General features: G+C 59.3%; 23 protein-coding genes. 8 read left to right on the forward strand and 15 right to left on the reverse strand.

Annotated features, from left to right (window positions below):
- Positions 1-31: 31 nt before the first annotated feature.
- The 8 genes from EGM97_RS04560 to EGM97_RS04595 form a co-directional block, all read right to left on the reverse strand.
- Positions 32-766: an amino acid ABC transporter ATP-binding protein gene (locus tag EGM97_RS04560; RefSeq protein ID WP_053147048.1), complete on the reverse strand. Its 735-nt coding sequence runs from the start codon at positions 764-766 to the stop codon at positions 32-34.
- A complete protein-coding gene (locus EGM97_RS04565) occupies positions 763-1,434 on the reverse strand; it encodes an amino acid ABC transporter permease (protein ID WP_238961175.1) in 672 nt (223 codons plus the stop codon). The genes EGM97_RS04560 and EGM97_RS04565 overlap by 4 nt, the downstream gene beginning before the upstream one ends.
- Complete coding sequence (locus EGM97_RS04570) at positions 1,434-2,180, reverse strand: amino acid ABC transporter permease (protein WP_238961105.1); 747 nt, start codon at positions 2,178-2,180, stop codon at positions 1,434-1,436. Before EGM97_RS04570 ends, EGM97_RS04565 begins: the two co-directional genes overlap by 1 nt.
- A gap of 193 nt (positions 2,181-2,373) precedes the next feature.
- Complete coding sequence (locus EGM97_RS04575) at positions 2,374-3,288, reverse strand: glutamate/aspartate ABC transporter substrate-binding protein (protein WP_238961106.1); 915 nt, start codon at positions 3,286-3,288, stop codon at positions 2,374-2,376.
- Positions 3,289-3,631: 343 nt separating this feature from the next.
- A complete protein-coding gene (glpD, locus tag EGM97_RS04580) occupies positions 3,632-5,170 on the reverse strand; it encodes a glycerol-3-phosphate dehydrogenase (RefSeq protein ID WP_238961176.1) in 1,539 nt (512 codons plus the stop codon).
- 261 nt (positions 5,171-5,431) lie between these two features.
- Positions 5,432-6,187 carry a DeoR/GlpR family transcriptional regulator gene (locus EGM97_RS04585; RefSeq protein WP_238961107.1) on the reverse strand — a complete coding sequence of 252 codons (756 nt, stop codon included), beginning with the start codon at positions 6,185-6,187 and terminating at the stop codon, positions 5,432-5,434.
- 83 nt (positions 6,188-6,270) lie between these two features.
- The gene (gene glpK / locus EGM97_RS04590; RefSeq protein WP_238961108.1) at positions 6,271-7,776 is read right to left on the reverse strand and encodes a glycerol kinase GlpK; all 1,506 of its coding nucleotides are present in this window, start codon (positions 7,774-7,776) and stop codon (positions 6,271-6,273) included.
- A gap of 69 nt (positions 7,777-7,845) precedes the next feature.
- Positions 7,846-8,697 (reverse strand): MIP/aquaporin family protein, encoded by an 852-nt coding sequence (locus EGM97_RS04595; RefSeq protein ID WP_238961109.1) that lies wholly within the window; start codon positions 8,695-8,697, stop codon positions 7,846-7,848.
- Between the two features lie 322 nt (positions 8,698-9,019).
- On the opposite strand from EGM97_RS04595, the gene ybaK reads away from it, so the two are divergent.
- Positions 9,020-9,490, forward strand: a complete 471-nt coding sequence (gene ybaK / locus EGM97_RS04600; protein ID WP_238961110.1) for a Cys-tRNA(Pro) deacylase — start codon at positions 9,020-9,022, stop codon at positions 9,488-9,490.
- Positions 9,491-9,637: 147 nt separating this feature from the next.
- A complete protein-coding gene (locus tag EGM97_RS04605) occupies positions 9,638-10,420 on the forward strand; it encodes a PhzF family phenazine biosynthesis protein (protein WP_238961111.1) in 783 nt (260 codons plus the stop codon).
- 71 nt (positions 10,421-10,491) lie between these two features.
- Here the strand turns inward: EGM97_RS04605 and EGM97_RS04610 are convergent, their stop codons facing one another.
- Together EGM97_RS04610 and argF are read right to left on the reverse strand one after the other, a co-directional pair.
- Complete coding sequence (locus EGM97_RS04610; RefSeq protein ID WP_238961112.1) at positions 10,492-11,601, reverse strand: ABC transporter ATP-binding protein; 1,110 nt, start codon at positions 11,599-11,601, stop codon at positions 10,492-10,494.
- On the reverse strand, positions 11,598-12,518 hold the full coding sequence (gene argF / locus EGM97_RS04615; protein ID WP_238961113.1) for an ornithine carbamoyltransferase: 921 nt from the start codon (positions 12,516-12,518) through the stop codon (positions 11,598-11,600). Before argF ends, EGM97_RS04610 begins: the two co-directional genes overlap by 4 nt.
- Before the next feature lie 401 nt (positions 12,519-12,919).
- On the opposite strand from argF, the gene EGM97_RS04620 reads away from it, so the two are divergent.
- The 3 genes from EGM97_RS04620 to grxD all read left to right on the forward strand — a co-directional run bounded on the left by EGM97_RS04620 (position 12,920) and on the right by grxD (position 15,884).
- Positions 12,920-13,207 (forward strand): hypothetical protein, encoded by a 288-nt coding sequence (locus tag EGM97_RS04620; protein ID WP_238961114.1) that lies wholly within the window; start codon positions 12,920-12,922, stop codon positions 13,205-13,207.
- Positions 13,208-13,337: 130 nt separating this feature from the next.
- Positions 13,338-15,446, forward strand: coding sequence for a molybdopterin oxidoreductase family protein (locus tag EGM97_RS04625; RefSeq protein ID WP_238961115.1), 2,109 nt, complete (start codon positions 13,338-13,340; stop codon positions 15,444-15,446).
- A gap of 99 nt (positions 15,447-15,545) precedes the next feature.
- Positions 15,546-15,884, forward strand: a complete 339-nt coding sequence (gene grxD / locus EGM97_RS04630; RefSeq protein ID WP_238961116.1) for a Grx4 family monothiol glutaredoxin — start codon at positions 15,546-15,548, stop codon at positions 15,882-15,884.
- Positions 15,885-16,026: 142 nt separating this feature from the next.
- Here grxD and bfr read toward each other — a convergent pair whose 3' ends face one another.
- A complete protein-coding gene (gene bfr / locus EGM97_RS04635) occupies positions 16,027-16,500 on the reverse strand; it encodes a bacterioferritin (RefSeq protein ID WP_041020241.1) in 474 nt (157 codons plus the stop codon).
- 198 nt (positions 16,501-16,698) lie between these two features.
- On the reverse strand, positions 16,699-16,917 hold the full coding sequence (locus EGM97_RS04640; protein ID WP_003178704.1) for a bacterioferritin-associated ferredoxin: 219 nt from the start codon (positions 16,915-16,917) through the stop codon (positions 16,699-16,701).
- Positions 16,918-17,214: 297 nt separating this feature from the next.
- On the opposite strand from EGM97_RS04640, the gene EGM97_RS04645 reads away from it, so the two are divergent.
- Positions 17,215-17,817, forward strand: a complete 603-nt coding sequence (locus EGM97_RS04645; protein ID WP_238961117.1) for a peroxiredoxin — start codon at positions 17,215-17,217, stop codon at positions 17,815-17,817.
- 92 nt (positions 17,818-17,909) lie between these two features.
- Here the strand turns inward: EGM97_RS04645 and rnt are convergent, their stop codons facing one another.
- Together rnt and pyrC are read right to left on the reverse strand one after the other, a co-directional pair.
- Positions 17,910-18,587, reverse strand: coding sequence for a ribonuclease T (rnt, locus tag EGM97_RS04650; RefSeq protein ID WP_238961118.1), 678 nt, complete (start codon positions 18,585-18,587; stop codon positions 17,910-17,912).
- Complete coding sequence (pyrC, locus tag EGM97_RS04655; RefSeq protein WP_238961119.1) at positions 18,584-19,630, reverse strand: dihydroorotase; 1,047 nt, start codon at positions 19,628-19,630, stop codon at positions 18,584-18,586. The genes rnt and pyrC overlap by 4 nt, the downstream gene beginning before the upstream one ends.
- 187 nt (positions 19,631-19,817) lie before the next feature.
- Between pyrC and EGM97_RS04660 the strand changes: the two genes are divergently transcribed.
- The gene (locus EGM97_RS04660) at positions 19,818-20,843 is read left to right on the forward strand and encodes a flagellar protein MotY (RefSeq protein WP_238961120.1); all 1,026 of its coding nucleotides are present in this window, start codon (positions 19,818-19,820) and stop codon (positions 20,841-20,843) included.
- A gap of 127 nt (positions 20,844-20,970) precedes the next feature.
- Positions 20,971-22,188 carry an argininosuccinate synthase gene (locus tag EGM97_RS04665; protein WP_053147088.1) on the forward strand — a complete coding sequence of 406 codons (1,218 nt, stop codon included), beginning with the start codon at positions 20,971-20,973 and terminating at the stop codon, positions 22,186-22,188.
- 90 nt (positions 22,189-22,278) lie between these two features.
- Here the strand turns inward: EGM97_RS04665 and EGM97_RS04670 are convergent, their stop codons facing one another.
- Complete coding sequence (locus EGM97_RS04670; protein WP_238961121.1) at positions 22,279-22,779, reverse strand: hypothetical protein; 501 nt, start codon at positions 22,777-22,779, stop codon at positions 22,279-22,281.
- Between the last annotated feature and the right edge of the window lie 218 nt (positions 22,780-22,997).

A 22,997-nucleotide genomic window follows, 5' to 3' on the forward strand; every position in this document is an offset into this window, starting at 1 on the left:
CAAGCCCGCTCCCACAGGGGAGTGGTGTTGTTTAGTGCTGCAGGATTTTCTCAAGGAAATGCTGCGCACGTTCGGAGCGGGCGCTGATGTCGCCGAAGAACTCTTCCTTCTTGCAGTCCTCGATGATCTGACCCTGGTCCATGAAGATCACCCGGTTCGCCACTTTGCGGGCGAAGCCCATCTCGTGGGTCACGCACATCATGGTCATGCCCTCGTGGGCCAGTTGCACCATCACGTCGAGCACTTCATTGACCATTTCCGGGTCGAGGGCCGAGGTCGGTTCGTCGAACAGCATCACCACCGGGTCCATCGCCAATGCGCGGGCAATCGCCACGCGCTGCTGCTGGCCGCCAGAGAGCTGGCCCGGATGCTTGTGGGCGTGGGCCGCGAGGCCGACCCGATCCAGCAGTTGCAGGCCTTTCTTGGTGGCCTCTTCCTTGCTGCGGCCCAACACCTTGATCTGCGCGATGGTCAGGTTTTCGGTGATGGTCAGGTGCGGGAACAGTTCGAAATGCTGGAAAACCATGCCCACCCGCGAACGCAGTTGCGGCAGGTTGGTCTTCGGGTCGGCAATGGAGGTGCCGTCCACCACGATGTCGCCTTTCTGGAACGGCTCCAGGGCGTTCACGCATTTGATCAGCGTGGACTTGCCCGAACCCGACGGACCGCACACCACCACCACTTCACCCTTGCTGACCTCGGTGCTGCAATTGGTCAGTACCTGGAAGTCCCCATACCACTTGTTGATGTTCTTGATAGAGATCATACGGCGAACCTTTTTTGCAGACGCTTGACCAGCAGCGAGGCGGCAAAGCTGATTGTGAAGTACACGAGACCTGCGATGATCAGGAACTCATTGGAGCGGCCGATGATGTCGCCACTGGCCCGCGAAGCATTGAGGAAATCCACCAGGCCGACGGTGTAGACCAGCGAGGTGTCCTGGAACAGGATGATGCTTTGTTGCAGCAGCAGCGGCGTCATCTTGCGAAACGCTTGGGGCAGGATGATCAGGCGCATGGTCTGGCCATAATTCATGCCCAGTGCCTGGGCGGCGCCCATCTGGCCCTTGGGAATGGACTGCACGCCGGCCCGAACGATTTCGCAGAAGTACGCCGCTTCGAACATCATGAACGCCACGACGCAGGAGCCGAACGCACCGATCGGGGTGTCTTCGCCGGTGATCCAGCGCAGCACGAACGGCACCGCCAGGTAGAACCAGGTGATCACCAGCAGCAGTGGGATCGAGCGGAAATAGTTGACGTACGCGCCGGCGATATTGGAAACCAGCTTGTTATGGGACAGACGCATCAGCGCCAGGATAGTCCCCAGGATGATCCCGCCGATGACGCCCAGGGCCATCAGCTTGAGGGTCATCACCATGCCATTCCACAAACCGGGAATGGCCGGGACGATGCCACTGAAATCGAATTCCATCATTTACCCCCCACGGAGATCAGGCCGGGCACCGCGACTTTCTTCTCTACCATGCGCATGAGCAGCATCAGGCTCATGTTCAGGGTGAAATAGATCAGGGTCGCCAGGGTGAAGGCTTCGAACAGGTTGGCGGAGAACTCGGCGGTCTGCTTGGTCTGCGCGAGCAGTTCCATCAGGCCGATCAGCGAGGCCACGGACGAGTTCTTGAAGACGTTGAGGAATTCCGACGTGAGCGGCGGAATGATGATCCGATAGGCTTGGGGCAGCAGCACATTCCAGTAGATCTGCGGCAGCTTGAAGCCCATGGCACGAGCAGCGGATTCCTGGCCGCGGGGCAGCGCCTGGATGCCGGTGCGCACTTGTTCGCAGACACGGGCGGCGGTGAACAGGCCCAGGCACACGACGACGCTCAGGTAGGCCGAGGTGGTCGGGTTCAGGTCTTGTTTGTACCACTTCTGCAGGTTTTCCGGCAGCAGGTCCGGTACCAGGAAGTACCAGATAAACAGCTGAACCAGCAGTGGCACGTTACGGAAGAGCTCTACGTAGCAGGTGGCGATGCCCGACACCAGCCGGTTCGGCACGGTGCGCATCACGCCCAGGATCGAGCCCAGCAGCAGGGCGATGATCCAGGCGGCGACGGCGATGGCAATGGTCCAGCCCAGGCCGGCTACGTACCAGTCGAGATAAATCTCGCTGCCCACGCCGGTGGACTTGAAGAACACGCCCCAGTCCCAGTTGTAATTCATCAGGGTCTCCCCTCAGATCGTTCGATGTACAAATGCCCGCCTGGGGAAGCTCCGTTCCCGTCCAGCCATGACGGCCAGGCACACGCGTTCGGCTCGACAACCACCGGTTCGAGTGTTTCCTAAAGTTGCCAGCAGGGAGTGACAAACCCCCTGAAAGGGCCAGGCCCCTTCAGGAGATAAGGTTAGTCAGAAATCAGGACTTCTTGTCGTCGGCCGCTTTGTCGGTCGGATTGGCGATCAGTGCCTTGAGCTCGTCGCTCATCGGGAAGTTCAGGTTCAGGTTTTTAGGTGGAATGGGCTGCATGAACCATTTTTCGTAGATCTTGTTGATCTCGCCCGATTTGTAGGTCGCCACGATGGCGTCATCCACGGCTTTTTTGAACGGCGCATCGCCTTTGCGCATCATGCAGCCGTAGATTTCGTACGACTGAGGCGTACCGGTAACAGCCCAGTCATCGGCCTTCTTGGCCTTGGCGGCTTCGCCGGCCAGCAGAGCGTCGTCCATCATGAACGCGACGGCACGGCCCGATTCCAGCATCTGGAAGGATTCGCCGTGGTCTTTGGCGGAAATGACGTTCATGCCCATCTGCTTGTCGGCGTTCATCGCCTTGAGCAGGCGCTCGGACGTGGTGCCGGCGGTGGTCACGACGTTCTTGCCTTTCAGATCGTCGAAGTCCTTGTACTTGGAGTCTTTCTTGGAGAGCAGGCGGGTGCCGATCTCGAAGATGCCGACGGAGAAATCAACTTGTTGCTGGCGTTCCACGTTGTTGGTGGTGGAGCCGCACTCCAGGTCCACGGTGCCGTTCTGCACCAGCGGGATACGGGTTTGCGAGGTGACCAGGTTGTACTTGACCTGCAGGTTCGGCATGTCCAGGTCTTTTTTCAGGGCCTCGACGACTTTCAGCTGGATGTCGTGCGAATAGCCGACCGGTTTACCGGAAGCGTCCGCGATGTAGGAAAACGGAATGGAAGCGTCGCGATGCCCGAGTGTGATGACACCGGACTCTTTGATCTTTTTCAGCGTGCCGGTCAGTTCGGCAGCAAAAGCTGGGGTGCTGATCAGAGCGGCAGCAATGGCTGCGCCCAGGAGATGGGGAACGATACGCATCGATGTTTCCTCGACATTGTTTTTTTTATTCCGGCCGGTTCGTCGGCCCTGAGTACTTGGAATGCCCGGTAGCTCCTGTTGTGCTGGCGCCCGGGCAAACGTCTCCACGAGTGTAGAGCATGACTCGTGCCAGGCCAGTTCAGTATGCTCAACACTTTGTTTTTAAAGGGAATTAATGTTTCGTTTCGGATTTTGTATAACTTGTTTATCCGGTTTGCCGAATCGACTGTAGGGTCGCGTTCGGAAAACCGAATACACAAAACGTCATGTCGACTCTTGTGGGGGAGGCAGTAAAAAGCCCCTGGTCCATGGATCCAGGGGCTTTGGTTGATCAGGTTGACGATCAGGCCGCTTCGATCTTGCGGCGATTGTGCTCGACCTTGTCCAGGTATTGCTGCAGTTTTTCCTGCTCGGCCGGCGTGGTGAACAAGCCCAGTTTGCTGCGGCGCCACAAGATGTCCTGGGCGCTGACGGCCCATTCGTCGCTGCACAAGTAGTCGACTTCCCGGGTGTAAAGGCCGCCACCGATGTGTTCGCCCAGGTCGGTCAGGCCATGCACGCCTTCAAGCATGCGCCAGGTGCGGCTGCCATAAGTCGTGGCCCAGCGGCGGGCGAGGTCGGTAGGTACCCAGTCGAACTTGTCGCGGATCGCCGAGCACAGCGCCTGCGGGGTGGTCATGTTTTCGCCGCCGGGAAGCGGATCTACAGCCGTCCAGCTCGGGCGCATCTGGGTAAAGTACGGCGCCAGTTGCGCCATGGCCGATTCGGCCAGTTTGCGGTAGGTGGTCAGCTTGCCGCCAAATACCGACAGCAATGGAGCTTCTTCGCCGCCGGCGGACAGTGCCAGTGTGTAATCCCGGGTGACCGCCGACGGATTGTCCGATTCGTCGTTGCACAACGGGCGGACACCGGAATAGCTGTGCAGGATGTCGTCGCGGCTGATCTGTTTCTTGAAGTGAGCGTTGACCACCTTCAGCAGGTAATCGGTTTCACCGTCGGTGATCGCGACTTTGGCCGGGTCGCCGGTGTATTCACGGTCGGTGGTGCCGATCAGGGTGAACTGGTTCAGATAAGGGATGGTGAACACAATGCGCTGGTCTTCGTTTTGAAGAATATGCGCGTGTTCGCCTTCATAGAGTCTTGGCACGATGATGTGGCTGCCCTGGATCAGGCGGATGCCGTAGGGCGATTCCATCTTCAGATCGTCGCGGATGAACTTCGCAACCCACGGGCCGGCGGCGTTCACCAGTGCCTTGGCGCGGATCGAAAACAGGCTGCCGTCGGCGCGTTCCAGGTGCAGGTGCCACAGGCCTTTGCTGCGGCGGGCATTCACGCAACGGGTGCGGGTGTGGATATGGGCGCCTTTTTCCCGGGCTGCCATGGCGTTGAGCACCACCAGTCGCGCGTCGTCGACCCAGCAATCGGAGTATTCGAAGCCTTTGGTGATCTCGCTTTTCAGCGCACTGTCGGCGCCGAATTTCAGGCTTTTCGAGCCGGCAAGCTGCTCGCGCTTGCCCAGGTGATCGTAGAGGAACAGGCCGGCACGGATCATCCAGGCCGGACGCAGATGCGGACGATGGGGCAGTACGAAGCGCATCTGCTTGACGATGTGCGGGGCCTTGGTCAGCAACACCTCACGCTCGGCCAAAGCTTCGCGTACCAGGCGGAATTCGTAGTGTTCAAGGTAGCGCAGGCCACCGTGGATCAGCTTGCTACTGGCCGAAGAGGTGTGGCTGGCCAGGTCGTCCTTTTCACAAAGGAACACCGAAAGGCCGCGACCGGCAGCGTCCGCGGCTATCCCCACGCCATTGATGCCACCGCCAATGACGGCGATGTCGTAGATCTCGGCGAGAGGGGGCGTAGGCAAGGTGGAAGTGGGCATCGGCTGGCCTCGGTTCTTTTCGCAATATTTGAATTCGAACATTTATGTTCATTTGCGAAAATACTAGCTCATAAAAGAGGCAGCGACCAGTCGACTTCGATTGAAAATACTGATCAAAGGAAACTGAAAGGAAAATTTTCGAACGTGGGAAGAGGCGGGGGAGCGGCGTGATGTACTTTTGTGGCGAGGGGATTTATCCCCGCTGGGCTGCGCAGCAGCCCTGGATTACAGAATCCCTCGCCACAGGGGACCGGGAGAGCGTCAGACCACTTCCAGCCGAATCTTGTGCTGGGTCAACAGTTGCGCCAGGGCCGGTACCGGTTGCTGGTCGGTCACCAGGCAATCGATCAGGCTGATTGGGCCCAGACGGACCATGGCGTTGCGTCCGAATTTACTGGAGTCTGCCGCCAGGATCACTTGCCGGGCGTTGGCGATGATCGCCTGGGAAACCCGCACTTCCTGATAGTCGAAATCCAGCAGGCTGCCGTCTTCGTCGATACCGCTAATGCCCACCAGGGCGAAATCCACTTTGAATTGGTTAATGAAGTCGACGCTGGCCTGGCCCACGACGCCGCCATCGCGCCGTACGTTGCCGCCAGCGATCAGGACTTCGAAATCGTCCTTCGCGCTCAGGGTCGACGCCACGTGAAGGTTGTTGGTAATGACTTTGAGATGGTTGTGGTTGAGCAGTGCCCGGGCGATGGACTCGGTGGTGGTGCCGATGTTGATGAACAACGAGGCGTGGTCGGGAATCTGGGCGGCAATGGCTTCGGCGATGCGTTGTTTCTCATCGCGCATCTGATCGGCGCGCATGGCGTAGGCGGTGTTTTCGACGCTTGAGTCGTAGGCGGCGCCACCGTGGTAGCGGCGCAGCAGGTTCGCCTCCGCCAATTGGTTGATGTCGCGGCGGATGGTTTGCGGAGTGACGACGAATAATTGCGCCATTTCCTCGATGCTGACATAGCCGCGCTCGCGGACGAGTTCGAGGATTTGCTGCTGACGGGGAGGCAGATTCATGGGGCGTCCTTTGGGCTGCCATACAAAATTTGCCCATGATGCCGCAGGAATCCACTCCCGGCCAGTTTCAGACCCTCAGCGACTCACTCAGCGTCTTCGTGAGGCTCCCAGTCACGGGTGCGGCTCACCGCTTTTTTCCAGCCAGCGTAGAGTGCTTCCTTCGCCTGCTCGTCCAGTTGCGGTTCGAATTCGCGCTCGATCATCGCTTTGCCGCGCAACTCTTCCAGGCTGCCCCAGAACCCGCAGGCCAGGCCGGCCAGGTAGGCGGCGCCCAGGGCAGTGGTTTCGCGCATTTTCGGGCGTTCGACCTGAGTACCCAGGATGTCGGCCTGGAATTGCATCAGGAAATTATTCGCCACCGCGCCGCCGTCAACGCGCAAGGCCTTGAGACGTTCGCCTGCATCCTGTTGCATGGCGTCGAGCACATCGCGGGTCTGGTAGGCGATCGACTCCAGTGTCGCGCGAATGATGTGATCGACCCGTACGCCACGGGTCAGGCCGAACAGCGCGCCGCGGGCATAGGGGTCCCAATAGGGCGCCCCCAGCCCGGTAAAGGCCGGCACGAGGTAAACGCCGTTGCTGTCCTTGACCTTGTTGGCGAAGTATTCGGTATCGAGGGCGTCGTTGATGATCTTCAGTTCATCGCGCAACCACTGCACGGTGGAACCGCCATTGAACACCGCGCCTTCCAGGGCGTAGGCCACTTCGCCACGTGGACCGCAGGCGATGGTGGTCAGCATGCCGTGGCTGGATTTGACGGCTTTGTCGCCGGTGTTCATCAACAGGAAACAACCTGTGCCATAGGTGTTTTTCGCCTGTCCAGGCTCTACGCACATCTGGCCGAAAAGAGCGGCCTGCTGGTCTCCGGCGATGCCGCCAATGGCGATGCCACTCTTGGTGCGGCCATAGATTTCCGACGAAGACTTCACTTCCGGCAACATTTCCCGGGGAATGTCGAGGATGTCCAGCATCTTCGCATCCCACTCCAGTGAATGGATATTGAACAGCAGGGTGCGCGAAGCGTTGGTGTAGTCGGTGACATGCACCTTGCCGCCGGTAAATTTCCAGATCAACCAGCTATCGACGGTACCGAACAGCAATTCGCCGTTGCGTGCACGCTCGCGGCTGCCTTCGACGTTGTCCAGGATCCACTTGAGCTTGGTGCCGGAAAAGTACGGGTCGGTCACCAGGCCGGTGGTGTCGCTGATGTACTGCTCATGGCCGTCGCGCTTGAGCTGCTGGCAGATTTCGGTGCTGCGCCGGCACTGCCAGACGATGGCATTGTAGATCGGGCGGCCGGTGGTTTTGTCCCAGACCACCGTGGTTTCACGCTGGTTAGTGATGCCGATGGCGGCAACCTGATCATGGTGCAGGCCAGCCTGGGCCAGCGCTTCGACCATGACCGCGCTCTGGGTGGCAAAGATTTCCATCGGGTCGTGTTCGACCCAGCCGGGCTGCGGGTAATGCTGGACGAATTCGCGCTGGGCGGTGCCGACCACATTGGCGTCACGATCGAAGATGATCGCCCGCGAGCTGGTCGTACCCTGATCGAGGGCAATGATGTAGTTCTTGTTCTGGATATCGGTCATGTCGATTGCCTTGGGACGTAGATAGGGATAAAGCCCACGGTGCACAGCAAGCGATGTGCACCGACTGTTTCAAGAGGTTCTGGCCTTGCCGTCAATGGCAGCGATTGCGTCCTTTGTAGCATGGGTGGCGCTGGGCAGGTGTCGGGCAATGAGCCCGCGATAAGCCGCGGCGCCCAGGCATGCACCGGCAATGGGTGCAAAAATCGGAATCAGGAAGTACGGAATGTCGCGTCCGCCCGTGAGGGAAATTTCACCCCAGCCGGCGAAGAAAGTCATCAACTTGGGGCCGAAGTCCCGTGCCGGGTTCATTGCGAAGCCGGTCAGCGGCCCCATCGAGCTGCCGATCACTGCGATCAGCAGGCCGATCAACAGCGGTGCCAGCGGGCCGCGAGGCAGGCCATTGTTATCGTCGGTCAGGGACATGATCACCCCCATCAAGATGGCGGTAATGATCGTTTCCACCAGGAATGCCTGGCCGGTGGACAGTGCCGGATGCGGGTAGGTCGAGAACACCGAGGCCAGTTCGAGGCTGGTTTGCGTGCCACGGATCATCTGGCGCGATTGTTCGAAATCGAAGAACAGATTGCTGTACAGCAGGTAGACCAGGAACGCGCCGCAAAAGGCGCCGCCCACCTGGCTGACCATATAAAGAGGCAGTTTGCGTTTTTCGAAGTCAGTGAAGATACACAGTGCGATGCTGACAGCGGGATTCAGATGTGCGCCGGAAATGCCCGCGCTGAGGTAGATCGCCATGCTGACGCCGACGCCCCAGATGATGCTGATCTCCCAAAGGCCAAAACTGGCACCCGCGACCTTGAGCGCTGCAACGCAGCCGGTTCCGAAAAAGATCAGTAAGGCAGTCCCCAGGAATTCGGCCAGGCATTGGCTGGAAAGGGACGGCTGTTGTAAATCGGTGGTCATGCAAAACCTCGGTCTTGTTGTTGTCCGCGCCCTGGAGAAGACTCCGATGACGCGTTTTTCACCGAGGCAGGATCCCCATCCTGAACTCGGGGTGTTGCGTATAGACATGAATTGTTGCTTTCAGTTTCGAAAAAATATAGACAAGAAACGCGGCTGTCAAAGGTCGAAAATGAACCACCGGTCACATTTGTACTATTCGTGGCATGAATGAATCCTGCTCTGGCCGGTTCTGGCATGAACGGGTGGCACGTCCCGAAGCCTTTTGGCTGTCGATCACTTAGAATCCTGCTCACTCTTTTTTGATTTCTTGTCAGGAGCGGTCATGACCCCCGCATTGGATCTGCTTAAAAAAGTGCGCGCCGAGCATCGTATTCATATCTATGAACATGATCCGAAGGCCGCCTCCTATGGCCTGGAGGCGGCGGAAAAACTGGCGCTGGATCCGGCACGGGTGTTCAAGACGTTATTGGCGGCCAGCGAAAAAGGTGAGTTGCTGGTGGCAGTGGTGCCGGTGGCAGGCACCCTGGATCTGAAAGCGCTGGCCCATGCCGCCGGCGTAAAGAAAGTCGAGATGGCCGACCCGACCGCCGCGCAACGCTCAACCGGTTATCTGCTCGGCGGTATCAGCCCGCTCGGCCAGAAGAAGCGCCTGCGCACGTTTATTGACAGTTCCGCCCAGCCGTTCCCCAGCATATTTGTCAGTGCAGGGCGACGTGGGTTGGAAGTGGAGCTGGCGCCTTCGGTATTGGCGGAGCATACCGGGGCGGCATTTGCGGGAATCGGCAGGGCCTGAAGTGGGCGGAACGCTATTCGGCACGAATGAGCGGGAGTGGTTGTCAGATATTTCATCCTCTGTAGGGTGAAATATTCGCCGATCTGTCTCTGGATGACCGACGTCGTTCCCCCTCATGCTGATGTCTCTATAAAAAGGAGAAGTGCCATGCAGCTTGCGTTTCATCAGGTCGATGCGTTCAGTGACCGTCCGTTCGGCGGCAATCCGGCGATGGTCTACAGGCTCGATGCCTGGTTGGCCGATGACTTGATGCAGAACATCGCTGCGGAACACAACCTGGCCGAAACCGCGTTTCTGGTGCGCGAGGGCCTGCAATGGCATATCCGTTGGTTTACTCCGACCACCGAGGTCCCGTTGTGCGGGCACGCCACGTTGGCCAGTGCTTATGTACTGTTTGAAATCTATCACGAACCCGTCGAGCGGCTGGATTTCACCTGCAAATCCGGACAGTTGAGCGTTACCCGCGAGGGTGATCGATTGTGGCTGGATTTTCCTGCCAGGATGCCCGGCGAAGTAGGAGCTTCCCTGGCGGTCCAGAGTGCCCTGGGCGTCGAGGCGGTGGATGTGTTGGGTTTCAACGAGCTGTTCGTGGTGCTTGAATCGGAACAGGCGGTCCTCGATTGCAAGCCGGACATGGCGGCGCTGGCGAAATTGCCCTGGCCCGGCGCCATCGTTACCGCGCCAGGCAGCCGGCATGATTTTGTCTCGCGTTACTTCGCCCCGGCGATCGGCATCAACGAAGACCCGGTAACCGGGTCGACTCATTGCAGCCTGATTCCTTACTGGTCCAAGCGCCTGGGCAAGCTGGGGCTGACGGCTTATCAATGTTCGGCCCGGGGTGGGACTTTGTTCTGCCGATTGGAAGGGGAGCGAGTGAAGATCGGTGGGAATGCGACGTTGGTAGCCAGTGGAACCTTGTCGCTGGGGTGACTCATCCAGTCAATGGAGCCGTCGTGGAAGCGAGCAAGCTCGCTCCCACAATGGCTTCGCATTCTGCGGTTTCAGCTGGCCGTGCTGTACCGCCGCACACCGCTTTCTACCGGCGGTAGATGCGCCGCTATGCTGCCCGAGGCCTGGAACAGCACCAGGTGCTCGGCCGACACGCGGATGCCAACATCGGCCCCGACCCGATGATCGGCGTGGCTCGGGAAGATCGACTCCAGCTGCGCGCCCGTAGGCAGTTGCAGGCGATACAGGGTCGACGCGCCCAGGAAGGTCTTGCCGACTATCCTGGCGGTGAGCGGGCTGTCTGGCGCATAGACGATATCGTCCGGCCGTAGCAGTACGTCCACTGCGCCACCGATGGGCCAGGTATACGCCCGATTGCCACGCAGCACGCCCAGCTCGGTCTTGACCGACTCCGGACTTTCGAGCTGGCCGCGAATGAAATAACCCTGGCCGATGAAGCTGGCGACGAAGGGGGTCAGTGGTTCGTGGTACAGGTTGTAGGGCGTATCCCACTGTTCCAGCCGGCCCTCCTTGAATACGCCGACATGATCGCTCACGGCGAAGGCTTCTTCCTGGTCGTGGGTCACCAGGATCGCGCTGGTGCCTCGGCTCTTGAGAATGTCCCGTACTTCATGGCTGAGCTTGCGTCGCAGCTCGCCGTCGAGATTGGAGAACGGCTCGTCGAGCAGCAGCAGTTGCGGCTCCGGTGCCAGCGCCCGGGCCAGCGCTACACGCTGTTGCTGGCCGCCGGACAGTTCATGGGGAAAGCGCTTGCCCAGATTCTTCAGGTTGACCAGCTCCAGCAACTCCCCGACCACACGATCCTTGTCCGGATGCTTGCGAATGCCGAAGGCTATGTTCTCGGCCACGCTCAGGTGGGGAAACAAGGCGTAGTCCTGAAACACCATGCCAATGCGGCGTTTTTCCGGGGCGAGGGTGAAGCCGGCACGGGAAATGGTTTCCCCCGCCAGCTGGATTTCCCCTTCGTGCACCGGCTCGAAGCCGGCAATCGCACGCAACGTCGTGGTCTTGCCACACCCGGACGAGCCGAGCAGGCAACCGATATCACCGGCGTTGAGGTGCAGGTTGAGGTTCTGGACGACCCGCTGGTCCTGGTAGCCGCAAGCCAGGTTGTGCAGGTTCAGCAGCAAGGAATGGCTCATGCGTGGCGGTACGCTGGCTCGACGAGAAACTCAAGCAGGGCCTTCTGCGCGTGAAGACGGTTCTCAGCCTGATCCCAGGCGACTGCGCGCGGATCTTCCAGGATATCGAAGCTGATCTCTTCGCCGCGGTGAGCCGGCAGGCAGTGCATGAACAGCACTTCAGGGTCCGCCAGGTCGAGCAGTGCCCGGTTGACCTGCAGCGGCGCGAACAGCTTGAGGCGCTTGGCGGTTTCCTCTTCCTGGCCCATGGAGGTCCAGACGTCGGTGCTTACCAGATGCGCTCCGGCCACGGCCAGTTTGGGATCGCGGACGATGGTCACCCGATCCCCGGCCTGGGCGAGGAGTCCGGCGTTGGGATCGTAGCCTTCGGGGCAGGCAATGCGCAGTTGGAAATCGAACTGGATCGCCGCTTCTATATAGCTGTTGCACATGTTGTTGCCATCGCCGATCCAGGCAACGGTCTTGCCCTGGATCGAGCCGCGATGCTCGAGAAAAGTTTGCATGTCAGCCAGCAACTGGCAGGGGTGCAGATCATCGGACAGGCCGTTGATCACCGGCACGCGGGAGTGGGCGGCAAACTCGGTCAGGGTGCTGTGGGCGAACGTACGGATCATCACGGCATCGAGCATGCCCGACATGACGATGGCGCAATCGCTGATGGGTTCGCCGCGGCCCAGCTGGGTGTCGCGGGGGGACAGGAAAATCGCCTGGCCGCCGAGCTGGATCATGCCGGCTTCGAACGAAATACGGGTGCGGGTCGACGATTTTTCGAAAATCATCCCCAGCACACGGTTTTTCAAGGGCTCGAACAGTACACCGCGGTTACGCAGGTCCTTGAGCTCCACGCCTCGACGGATCACGCCAAGCAACTCATCGGGCGTGAAATCCATCAGGGAGAGAAAGTGCCTTGCGCTCATTATTGACTACCTTTTTGTAACTGACCGCAGATGCTCAAAGCCTTGTTCAACAAGAAAACGGGCGAGACCTGCGGCAAAAGCCGCACGGGGCGACGAAAATAGGGGGAGGCGCGATATTGACATTAAATGTCGCGTATTACCAATAGTGCCACGCTTCAGAGGCATTCAGCGGAGCCGGCGCTTCCGTACGAGGGCGTTTTGAAGCCGGTTTCCTGGCAGCAGCCAGCTCTTTGTACACTGGCGTTGTACGGCTTGGCAATCAAGCGGGACGAGCACGGCGTTGGCGTCGGTTGGTTTTTGGGCCCGACCGGCAAGGGGAAGCTGCAGGTTGTCGGACGTGTAGCATTTCCTAACGCAAGGGGCTGGGTTATAAAAGGCTTCCTAGAGGCAGGAGCGTCGAAATGGATTCGAAAGAGCAACAATTGATGGAATTGCTGGGGCTGACAGCACGCTCCCTGACGCACCTCACCGCTGCGATAACTTCCATGTCGTTCGAGCTGTTGCGCAGCGACGATGAGGTCATCAAGGCCACCGGACGTCGCATGATCGATCGCATGGCGACCGTCAGCGGCGGGCTCGACGAGCATTGGCGTTTGATCGGCGAGTTGACCGGCGTACCCATTGCCCAGGAACAGGTGGAAACCATCGAGGAAATCCAGCTGCTGGAAGCTCCCGTCGAGCAGCCGTGAGGCCACTTCATCGGCAAGCCTGATGCCCGGCAATTCACGGGACGAACGTCGCTGGCGCGGTGGGGGGACAAGGGCCATAGTTTTGTTCCCGCGGCCAAAGTGCCCGCCACGAATAAAACAGAGGCTGGCCATGACCAAGACTCTTCATCACCGTGCATGCCATCTATGTGAAGCCATTTGTGGCTTGACCCTGGAGACCACTGAAACCGACGGCCAAGGCCTGGCGATCACCTCGATCAAGGGCGATCCGCTGGACAGCTTCAGCCGGGGGCATATCTGCCCCAAGGCGGTGGCCTTGCAGGATATCCAGAACGATCCGGACCGGCTGCGCCAACCCATGCAACGGGTGGGCAGTGAGTGGCACCCCATTGCCTGGGAGGATGCCTTCGCGCTGGTGGCCGAACGCCTGGCGGATATCCAGGCGCGGCATGGCCAGAATGCGGTGGCGGTCTATCAGGGCAACCCCAGCGTGCATAACTATGGGCTGATGACCCACAGTAATTATTTTCTGGGCCTGCTGAAGACCCGCAGCCGCTTTTCTGCCACGTCCGTGGACCAACTGCCCCATCACCTGACCAGTCACCTGATGTACGGCCATGGCCTGCTGCTGCCGATACCGGATATCGACCATACCGATTTCATGCTGATCCTGGGCGGCAATCCGTTGGCATCCAATGGCAGCATCATGACCGTGCCGGACGTGGAGAAGCGCCTGAAAGCCATCCAGGCCCGTGGCGGCAAGGTGGTGGTGGTCGATCCGCGTCGCAGCGAAACGGCCGCCATGGCGAGCCAGCATCTCTTTGTACGCCCAGGCGGCGACGCTGCACTGTTGTTTGGCTTGCTCAACACACTGTTCAGTGAGGATCTGACCCGTGACAGCCACTTGCCGGTAGATGGCCTGGAGGATGTGCGCCGGGCCGTGGCCCCCTTCACGGCCGAGGCCATGAGCCCGCTGTGTGCGGTGCCCGCCCCGCAGATCCGTCAGTTGGCCCGAGACTTTGCCGCAGCCCCTTCAGCTGTGTGCTATGGCCGGATGGGCGTTTCAACCCAAGCGTTCGGTACGCTGTGCCATTGGCTGATCCAGGTGATCAACCTGGTGACCGGCAATCTGGACCGGGTGGGTGGCGCACTGTGCACCGAGCCGGCGGTGGATCTGGTCGCCACCACTTCGGGCGGCCATTTCAACCGCTGGCAAAGCCGCGTGTCCGGCCGTCCCGAGTACGCCGGGGAGTTACCGGTGTCGACATTGGCCGAAGAGATGCTCACCGACGGCGAAGGGCAGATTCGTGCGTTGGTCACCGTGGCCGGCAACCCGGTGTTGTCCACACCTAACGGACGGCAACTGGAGCAGGCGCTGAATGGCCTGGAATTCATGGTCAGCGTGGACCTCTACATCAACGAAACCACACGCTACGCCGATCTCATCCTGCCTTCGACCTCGGCACTGGAAAACGATCACTACGACACCACGTTCAATCTATTCGCGGTGCGTAATGTGACCCGCTTCAACCGGGCGATCCTGCCCAAGCCTGAAGGGGCCCTGCACGATTGGGAAATCTTTGTCGGCCTGGCCGAAGCGTTCGCCGCGAGGACCGGCAAGCCACTCAAACCCACCCTGCCACCGGCGCAGATGATCGATCTCGGCTTGCGGGCAGGGCCATACGGAGACGCCTCGCCACATAAACTGTCCCTGGCCACCCTGTTCGACCATCCCCATGGCATTGATCTCGGTGCGCTCAAGCCCAACCTGGTTTCGCGGTTGAAAACCGAAAATCGGCGGGTACAGGCCGCTCCGGCAGTGATTCTCGCCGATCTTGGGCGTTTCGCCGCGCTTCAGGCGCCCAAGCCGGATGAACTGCTGCTGATCGGTCGCCGGCATGTGCGCAGCAACAATTCCTGGATGCACAATTTCCATCGGTTGGTGAAGGGCAAGCCGCGCCATCAGCTGTTGATGCATCCGGATGATCTCGCCAGTCGTGGGCTGAGCGATGGTCAGCGGGTGAAAGTCAGCTCGCGGGTAGGCATGATTGAAGTCGAGGTGCAAGGCTGCCCCGACATGATGAAAGGCGTGGTCAGCCTGCCCCATGGTTGGGGGCACGCCCGCCCAGGGGTGCAGATGAGCATTGCCAGCGCTCAGCCTGGCACGAGCGCCAACGACCTGACCGATGATCGTCAGCTCGATGAGTTATCCGGCAACGCGGCGCTCAATGGCGTACCGGTGACAGTGGCGGCTGCGTGAATTTGTCCCTGGAGGAGACCGAGCACCTTGCTCGGCTTTCCGTTACAATGCGCCACCGTGTCGACGACTTGAGTCGCGAAGTTTAAGCCGAGGTGCTCCATGGATATCATCGAAACCATTAAAGACCAGATTGCCAACAACACTGTCCTGCTTTACATGAAAGGCTCGCCGAATGCGCCACAGTGCGGTTTCTCGGCCAAGGCTGCCCAGGCGGTGATGGCATGTGGCGAGAAGTTCGCTTACGTGGACATCCTGCAGAACCCGGAAATCCGTGCCAACCTGCCCAAATACGCCAACTGGCCAACCTTTCCACAACTGTGGGTTGCCGGTGAGCTGATTGGCGGGAGCGACATCATGGTCGAGATGGCTGCCGATGGCTCCCTGCAGACCACGATCAAGGAAGCAGTGGCCAAAGCAGCGGCCAAGACCGAAGCCTGATTCACCCCGAACACATGTGGTAGCGAGCCTGCAACAGGCTCGCTACCACAATGGATTTGAGTTGTCCTTGAAATCCAGGCGATAAAAAGCCCCGCCTCTCGAAAGAGGGGCGGGGCTTTTTAGTGGCTCGCTTTTGAGGAAGTTATTCTTCGCCCATCTGCGATTGCAGGTAATTCTCAAGACCCACTTTGTCGATCAGGCCCAGTTGGGTTTCCAGCCAGTCGATGTGCTCTTCCTCGGACTCGAGAATGTCTTCGAGCAGTTCGCGGCTGCCGAAGTCGCCAACGCTTTCGCAGTGGGCGATGGCCGCTTTCAGGTCGGCATGGCCGGTTCGTTCGATACGCAGGTCACACTCAAGCATTTCCCGGGTATGTTCGCCGATGTGCAACTTGCCAAGGTCCTGGACGTTGGGCAGGCCTTCGAGGAACAGGATGCGTTTGATCAGCTTGTCCGCGTGCTTCATCTCGTCGATGGATTCGTGGTACTCGTGCTTGCCCAGCTTGTTCAGGCCCCAATCTTCGTACATGCGTGCATGCAAAAAGTACTGGTTGATCGCGACCAGCTCATTGGCAAGGATCTTGTTGAGATGCTGGATGACTGTAACGTCGCCTTTCATGATGAGGCCTGCCCTGTAATAGCTGTGTATAAGGCAGAGTTTGAGCTGCGTATTTCCGAGTGTCAAACCTAAGTTATTGAATAATAAATGAAAATTAATCGGAATAAGAATGTTTGTGTTCCGCGTCTGGAAGCTAAGCTTTTGATTTTCAGGCATAAAAAAACCGGACATGGAGTCCGGTTCTTTAAAAAGTCGTGTTCAGGCGGCGGTAAATTCTACCGGGTAGGGGATCGAAGCCTGGGCTGTTTGCACCTTGGCGAGGGTTTCACGTACCACTTCCTTGGCCAGGCACGCGCATTTGCCGCATTGGCTGGCTACGCCAGTGGCCTGGCGGACTTCGCGATAGCTGCAGCAACCTTCATAGATCGCTTCGCGGATCTGTCCGTCGGTGACGCCAGTGCAGAGGCAAACATACATAAGTAAGAACCGTCGCTGGTTGTGGCTTAAGTGCAACGGATCTTAATGTTAACGAGAATGATTGTCAAAGTGGTTTCCGAGGTACTCGGGCTAGAGCGGTGCCGAGCTGACGAACGGTTTTTTAGTGGCACTCTGGCGATTTTTCAATAACGCCCAAAATCCGTTGAGGACAGGCCAAACGTGCGGTGTATGATGGTCGGTCCTTGCGAAGTGGGTTCGTGTCACAGGGCTGTCGCTTGAGGGTGACAGGCTGGCGCGAACCTGAGTTTTTCACGTTATTACACCAGGAGATATCCAATGAGCGTACTCGTAGGCAAGCAAGCCCCTGACTTCACCGTTCCTGCCGTTCTCGGCAATGGCGAGATCGTCGACAGCTTCACCCTGTCCTCGGCCATCAAAGGCAAATACGGCCTGGTGTTCTTCTACCCACTGGATTTCACCTTTGTCTGCCCGTCCGAGCTGATCGCGCTGGATCACCGCATGGACGACTTCAAGGCTCGCAACGTTGAAGTGGTTGCCGTTTCGATCGACTCGCACTTCACCCACAACGCCTGGCGTAACACGCCGATCAACGGCGGCGGCATCGGCCCGGTGAAATACACCATGGCGGCCGACATGAAGCACGAAATCGCCAAGGCCTACGACGTGGAGTCCGAAGGCGGCGTGGCTTTCCGTGGCGCGTTCCTGATCGACGACAAAGGCGTGGTCCGCTCGCAGATCGTCAATGACCTGCCACTGGGCCGCAACATGGAAGAGCTGATCCGTCTGGTCGACGCGCTGCAATTCCACGAAGAACACGGCGAAGTCTGCCCTGCCAACTGGAAAAAAGGCGATAAAGGCATGACCGCTTCTCCGGAAGGCGTTGCCGCCTACCTGGGTGAGCACGGCGACAAGCTGTAAGCGAATCAGGCATAAAAAAAACCGGCCCCTCGATGGGCCGGTTTTTTTTTATGGGAGTTTTAAACTGAAATACAGTGTCTGTGGCATTGATTTCAGTCGTCGAAATCCTGCCAGCCGCCCATTTCCTTCCACCGATTGACGATGCCGCAAAACAGCTCAGCGGTTTTCTCGGTGTCGTAGCGGGCCGAGTGGGCTTCGCGGCCGTCGAAATCGATGTCCGCAGCCTGGCAGGCCTTGGCCAGTACGGTCTGGCCGTATGCCAGGCCGGCCAGCGTCGCGGTGTCGAAGCTGGAGAACGGGTGGAACGGGTTGCGCTTCATGTCCAGGCGTGCGACGGCGGCATTGAGGAAACCCAGGTCGAAGCTGCTGTTGTGGCCAACCAGGATCGCACGCTTGCAGCCGTTGGCCTTGAGCGCCTTGCGCACGCCACGGAAGATGTCGGTCAGCGCGGTTTCTTCACTCACCGCCATGCGCAACGGGTGGTCGAGCTTGATCCCGGTGAACTCCAGGGCCGCCGCTTCGATATTGGCGCCTTCGAACGGCTCGACGCGGAAGAAGTAGGTGTGATCGGGGAACACAAAGCCTTTTTCGTCCATGCCGATGGTGGTCGCCGCGATTTCCAACAACGCATCGGTGGCGGAGTTGAAACCGCCGGTTTCTACGTCGACGACCACCGGCAGGTAACCCCGGAACCGAGCTGCCATGGGGTGACGGGCGCCGCCCGAACCCGCGTTGCCCTCCAGTTCGTCGTCGAAATGCTCTTCACTCACGCGGTTTCCTCCAACAGGCGCCAGCGCAGTTTTTCACCGGCGCGCAGCGGAATGACAGTCTGCTCGCCGAAGGGCAGGCTGGCGGGGGCGGTCCACTCGTCGCGAACCAGGGTAATACGATCGGTGTTTACCGGCAGTCCGTAGAAGCGCGGCCCGTGCAGGCTGGCAAAGCCTTCAAGCTTGTCCAGCGCATTGCGCTGCTCGAACGCCTCGGCATACATCTCGATAGCGGCGTAAGCGGTGTAGCAACCGGCACAACCGCACGCGGCTTCCTTGGCATGGCGAGCGTGGGGCGCCGAGTCCGTCCCGAGGAAAAACTTGGCGCTGCCGCTGGTGGCGGCGTCGAGCAAGGCCTCTTGATGGGTGTTGCGCTTGAGGATCGGCAGGCAATAGAAATGTGGCCGGATCCCACCCACCAGCATGTGGTTGCGGTTGTACAGCAGGTGATGGGCGGTGATCGTCGCGCCGACAGTGGCCGGGGCCTCGTTGACGAACTGCACGGCATCGCCGGTGGTGATGTGTTCGAACACCACCTTGAGCGTCGGGAAGCGCTCGACAACGCGGCGCATATGCTCATCGATGAAGATCTTCTCGCGATCGAACACGTCGACTTCGCCGCGAGTGACTTCGCCGTGGATCAGCAAGGGCATCCCGACTTCGGCCATGGCCTCCAGTGCCGGGAAGATCTTGTCGATGCTGGTGACACCGGAATCCGAGTTCGTCGTGGCGCCGGCAGGGTACAGCTTGGCGGCATGGACGAAGCCGCTGGCCTTGGCGTCGCGGATCTCCTCTGGTTGGGTACGATCGGTGAGGTAGAGCACCATCAACGGCTCGAAGCGGCTGCCGGCCGGGCGCGCGGCGAGGATACGCTGGCGATAGCCATCGGCCTCGGTGGCGTTGCGCACGGGCGGAACCAGGTTAGGCATGATGATCGCGCGCCCGAAGGTGCGCGCGACATCGGCGACGGTATGGGTCAACACAGCACCATCGCGAAGATGAATATGCCAGTCGTCGGGACGCAGCAGGGTCAGGCGGTCGGACATGGGGGGCTTCCAGGCGGGTCAAACTGTGGGGAATGCTACCGGAAAAGACAGATGCAGGCACCCGCTATCAAGTTTTGCCACAAGTTACCGATAGCCCTTCCAGGTATGTCATTAATTCGTGCAGCGTGCCGGCCCGGCCATGCCCTTAGCGTGTATCGATTCTGTATAAAAGCCAGTGGAGCCTCCCGTGCGCCAGCGTTATCTAGCCTTGCTCAGTGTGTTTGCCAGCCTTCCCGCCATGGCGCTCACTTTCCAGACCCGCCTGGAGAGCATTGAGTGGACGGTCGAAGGTGACAAGTTCGAGTGCCGGCTCAGCCAGCCGATCACCGATTTCGGCAGCGGCGAGTTCGTGCGCCGGGCCGGTGAACAGGCCACGTTCCGGCTCAAGGTCTATAACCCGATGCTCGGTGGCGGATCCGCGACCTTGCTGGCCGCCGCTGCGCCGTGGCAACCGGGACGAGGCGACATCAATCTCGGCTCGGTCAGGCTCGGCAGTGGCGATGTGCTGTTCAACAGTTCCCAGGTCCAGGCGGGTCGGCTGATCAGCGGGTTGATGGAAGGCCGTAGCCCGGTGGTGCGCCGCAACACCGAGGACGGGCGGGTGTCGGAGGTCCGGTTGCTGCCGGTACGCTTCAACAAGGCTTTCAGCGACTATCAAGGCTGCGTGGCGAAACTGTTGCCCAAGAATTTCGAGCAGGTGAAGCAGACCCAGATCGGCTTTCCTGGCGAAGAAGTCGAACTCGATGCGCGTGCCAAGGCTCAATTGCAGGTGATGATCGATTTCATCAAGGCCGACCCGAGCGTCAATCACGTCGAGCTTGACGGTCATTCCGACAACAGTGGCAACCGCTTGACCAATCGTGAGCTGTCACGCCGCAGGGCCCTGGCCGTTCAGGAGTTCTTCAAGGCCAATGGCTTCCAGGAGTCGCAGATTACCGTGCGCTTTCATGGCGAGCGCTACCCCCTGGTCCCCAATACCAATGCGGCTAACCGCGCCAAGAACCGCCGCGTGGTCGTCCAGTTGTCGCGCGTGTCCCCTACCGAAGCGCCGACACCCCAACCGACCGCTCAGCCTGCACCCCCTGTTCCTGCTGCCGCACCTGTCCAGAAACCCGCTCCCACGGCTGCTCCAGCCAAGGCTCCGGCACCGGCCGCTGCTCCGGCCAAGACCGCGGCACCGACGCCCGTTCCGGCAACTGCACGAACCTCCTGACTCGATAGGGTCGTCGCGCGTTCGACATAATCTGTCGCTTCGTCGTCATAAGCTGTCGCGCCTCTGTAAATTATCCGCGCCGGACGTTAGACTTCACGGCTTTCCGTACAACCCGTGGAGTGATGGCATGGCGGACGTAAACAAGGTCGTTCTGGCGTATTCCGGCGGCCTGGACACTTCGGTGATCCTCAAGTGGCTGCAGGACACTTATAACTGCGAAGTGGTGACTTTCACCGCTGACCTGGGGCAGGGCGAAGAAGTCGAACCTGCACGCGCCAAGGCTCAGGCCATGGGCGTCAAAGAGATCTACATCGATGACCTGCGCGAAGAGTTCGTCCGCGACTTCGTGTTCCCGATGTTCCGTGCCAACACCGTCTACGAAGGCGAGTACCTGCTCGGTACGTCCATCGCCCGTCCGCTGATCGCCAAGCGTCTGATTGAAATCGCCAACGAAACCGGCGCCGACGCCATTTCCCACGGTGCCACCGGCAAAGGCAACGACCAGGTGCGTTTCGAGCTGGGCGCTTACGCCCTCAAGCCCGGCGTTAAAGTCATCGCCCCTTGGCGCGAATGGGACTTGCTGTCCCGTGAAAAACTGATGGACTACGCCGAGAAGCACGGGATTCCGATCGAGCGTCACGGCAAGAAAAAATCTCCGTACTCGATGGATGCGAACCTGCTGCACATCTCCTATGAAGGCGGCGTGCTGGAAGACACCTGGACCGAGCACGAAGAAGACATGTGGCGCTGGACCGTTTCCCCGGAAAAGGCCCCCGACACCCCGCAGTACCTGGAACTGACCTATCGCAACGGTGACATCGTCGCGCTGGACGGCGTGGAAATGAGCCCGGCCACCGTGCTGGCGACCCTGAACCGCATCGGCGGTGAACACGGTATCGGTCGACTCGACATCGTCGAGAACCGGTATGTCGGCATGAAATCCCGTGGTTGCTACGAAACCCCGGGCGGTACCATCATGTTGCGCGCTCACCGGGCAATCGAATCGATCACCCTGGACCGTGAAGTGGCTCACCTGAAAGACGAGCTGATGGCCAAGTACGCCAGCCTGATCTACACCGGCTACTGGTGGAGCCCGGAGCGTCTGATGTTGCAACAGATGATCGACGCCTCCCAAGTCAACGTGAACGGTGTCGTGCGCCTGAAGCTCTACAAGGGCAACGTGATCGTCACCGGGCGCAAGTCCGACGACTCGCTGTTCGATGCCAATATCGCGACCTTCGAAGAAGACGGTGGGGCCTACAACCAGGCCGACGCGGCCGGCTTCATCAAGCTCAATGCCTTGCGCATGCGCATTGCGGCAAACAAGGGCCGCAAGCTGTTCTGATCCAAAAAAAGGCCTGCCATGTGCAGGCCTTTTTTGACCTTTCCTCCCTGTTCGTGTCGCGCGCCTGTCGCAGATGCTTCTGCGTGTCTCTCATTCCTCCTGTCCGCCTGCTCGGAGCGGTGGCTTATCGTGGCTGTAGACAACGTACAGGGTGATTTCCCCAGGCTTTGTGGCTTGCTTGGGTCGTTTTGACCGACGAGCCTCGACCCGAAGTTCCGGATGGCTGCACAGGAAGAACACCACACGTTGTGTCGGATGGCTTTCCCGGTGCAGATGTATCAGCCAAACCCTCGTCTTGCGTGGCTGATGCCACACGCGTTTGTGTCGACCTGTCGAATCGTCCATCGTCTTGACGAAGTGTTTGTTCTTGCGGAAATCTGACGGTGAATATAACGAGCGGTAGTTGAAGTTGAGTGTAATGAAGAAGAGCAGCAGCAGATAAAAGGGAAAGCTGATCAGGAACCACAGATAATATTCGCGATCCTGATCATCCAGGAACGGCAAGGAAATGGCTGCGGAGGTTTCGGATAATGTCGCGAATATGGCAATCAATGTCATCGGGTTGGTAATGGTCTTCAAGGGTTTGTTCATGGTGGAGGCTCATGGATTATTTAGGCTCGGTGATTGATGTTTAATAAAGTTTTAATAGCGTCGGGGTTGTATGGGAGGCCGGACAAGGGCGTTTCTTGTTATGTTCGTCGGATTGACTTTGGCGGGTCTTCTTATATAAATCCATATGTATCGGTGCGTAATGGGTGCTGATTTATTGATAAATAATTCAGTAACTTTTTATGAGTCGCAGGCTGTTG

Source organism: Pseudomonas sp. AF32, assembly GCF_022342325.2.
GTDB classification, from domain to species: Bacteria; Pseudomonadota; Gammaproteobacteria; order Pseudomonadales; family Pseudomonadaceae; genus Aquipseudomonas; species Aquipseudomonas uvaldensis.

Excerpts from the sequence above, each read along its gene's own strand:
- EGM97_RS04560 (WP_053147048.1), bottom strand. The coding sequence starts at position 766 with ATGATCTCTATCAAGAACATCAACAAGTGGTATGGGGACTTCCAGGTA.
- EGM97_RS04565 (WP_238961175.1), bottom strand. The coding sequence starts at position 1,434 with ATGGAATTCGATTTCAGTGGCATCGTCCCGGCCATTCCCGGTTTGTGG.
- EGM97_RS04570 (WP_238961105.1), bottom strand. The coding sequence starts at position 2,180 with ATGAATTACAACTGGGACTGGGGCGTGTTCTTCAAGTCCACCGGCGTG.
- EGM97_RS04575 (WP_238961106.1), bottom strand. The coding sequence starts at position 3,288 with ATGCGTATCGTTCCCCATCTCCTGGGCGCAGCCATTGCTGCCGCTCTG.
- glpD (WP_238961176.1), bottom strand. The coding sequence starts at position 5,170 with ATGCCCACTTCCACCTTGCCTACGCCCCCTCTCGCCGAGATCTACGAC.
- EGM97_RS04585 (WP_238961107.1), bottom strand. The coding sequence starts at position 6,187 with ATGAATCTGCCTCCCCGTCAGCAGCAAATCCTCGAACTCGTCCGCGAG.
- glpK (WP_238961108.1), bottom strand. The coding sequence starts at position 7,776 with ATGACCGATATCCAGAACAAGAACTACATCATTGCCCTCGATCAGGGT.
- EGM97_RS04595 (WP_238961109.1), bottom strand. The coding sequence starts at position 8,697 with ATGACCACCGATTTACAACAGCCGTCCCTTTCCAGCCAATGCCTGGCC.
- ybaK (WP_238961110.1), top strand. The coding sequence starts at position 9,020 with ATGACCCCCGCATTGGATCTGCTTAAAAAAGTGCGCGCCGAGCATCGT.
- EGM97_RS04605 (WP_238961111.1), top strand. The coding sequence starts at position 9,638 with ATGCAGCTTGCGTTTCATCAGGTCGATGCGTTCAGTGACCGTCCGTTC.
- EGM97_RS04610 (WP_238961112.1), bottom strand. The coding sequence starts at position 11,601 with ATGAGCCATTCCTTGCTGCTGAACCTGCACAACCTGGCTTGCGGCTAC.
- argF (WP_238961113.1), bottom strand. The coding sequence starts at position 12,518 with ATGAGCGCAAGGCACTTTCTCTCCCTGATGGATTTCACGCCCGATGAG.
- EGM97_RS04620 (WP_238961114.1), top strand. The coding sequence starts at position 12,920 with ATGGATTCGAAAGAGCAACAATTGATGGAATTGCTGGGGCTGACAGCA.
- EGM97_RS04625 (WP_238961115.1), top strand. The coding sequence starts at position 13,338 with ATGACCAAGACTCTTCATCACCGTGCATGCCATCTATGTGAAGCCATT.
- grxD (WP_238961116.1), top strand. The coding sequence starts at position 15,546 with ATGGATATCATCGAAACCATTAAAGACCAGATTGCCAACAACACTGTC.
- bfr (WP_041020241.1), bottom strand. The coding sequence starts at position 16,500 with ATGAAAGGCGACGTTACAGTCATCCAGCATCTCAACAAGATCCTTGCC.
- EGM97_RS04640 (WP_003178704.1), bottom strand. The coding sequence starts at position 16,917 with ATGTATGTTTGCCTCTGCACTGGCGTCACCGACGGACAGATCCGCGAA.
- EGM97_RS04645 (WP_238961117.1), top strand. The coding sequence starts at position 17,215 with ATGAGCGTACTCGTAGGCAAGCAAGCCCCTGACTTCACCGTTCCTGCC.
- pyrC (WP_238961119.1), bottom strand. The coding sequence starts at position 19,630 with ATGTCCGACCGCCTGACCCTGCTGCGTCCCGACGACTGGCATATTCAT.
- EGM97_RS04665 (WP_053147088.1), top strand. The coding sequence starts at position 20,971 with ATGGCGGACGTAAACAAGGTCGTTCTGGCGTATTCCGGCGGCCTGGAC.
- EGM97_RS04670 (WP_238961121.1), bottom strand. The coding sequence starts at position 22,779 with ATGAACAAACCCTTGAAGACCATTACCAACCCGATGACATTGATTGCC.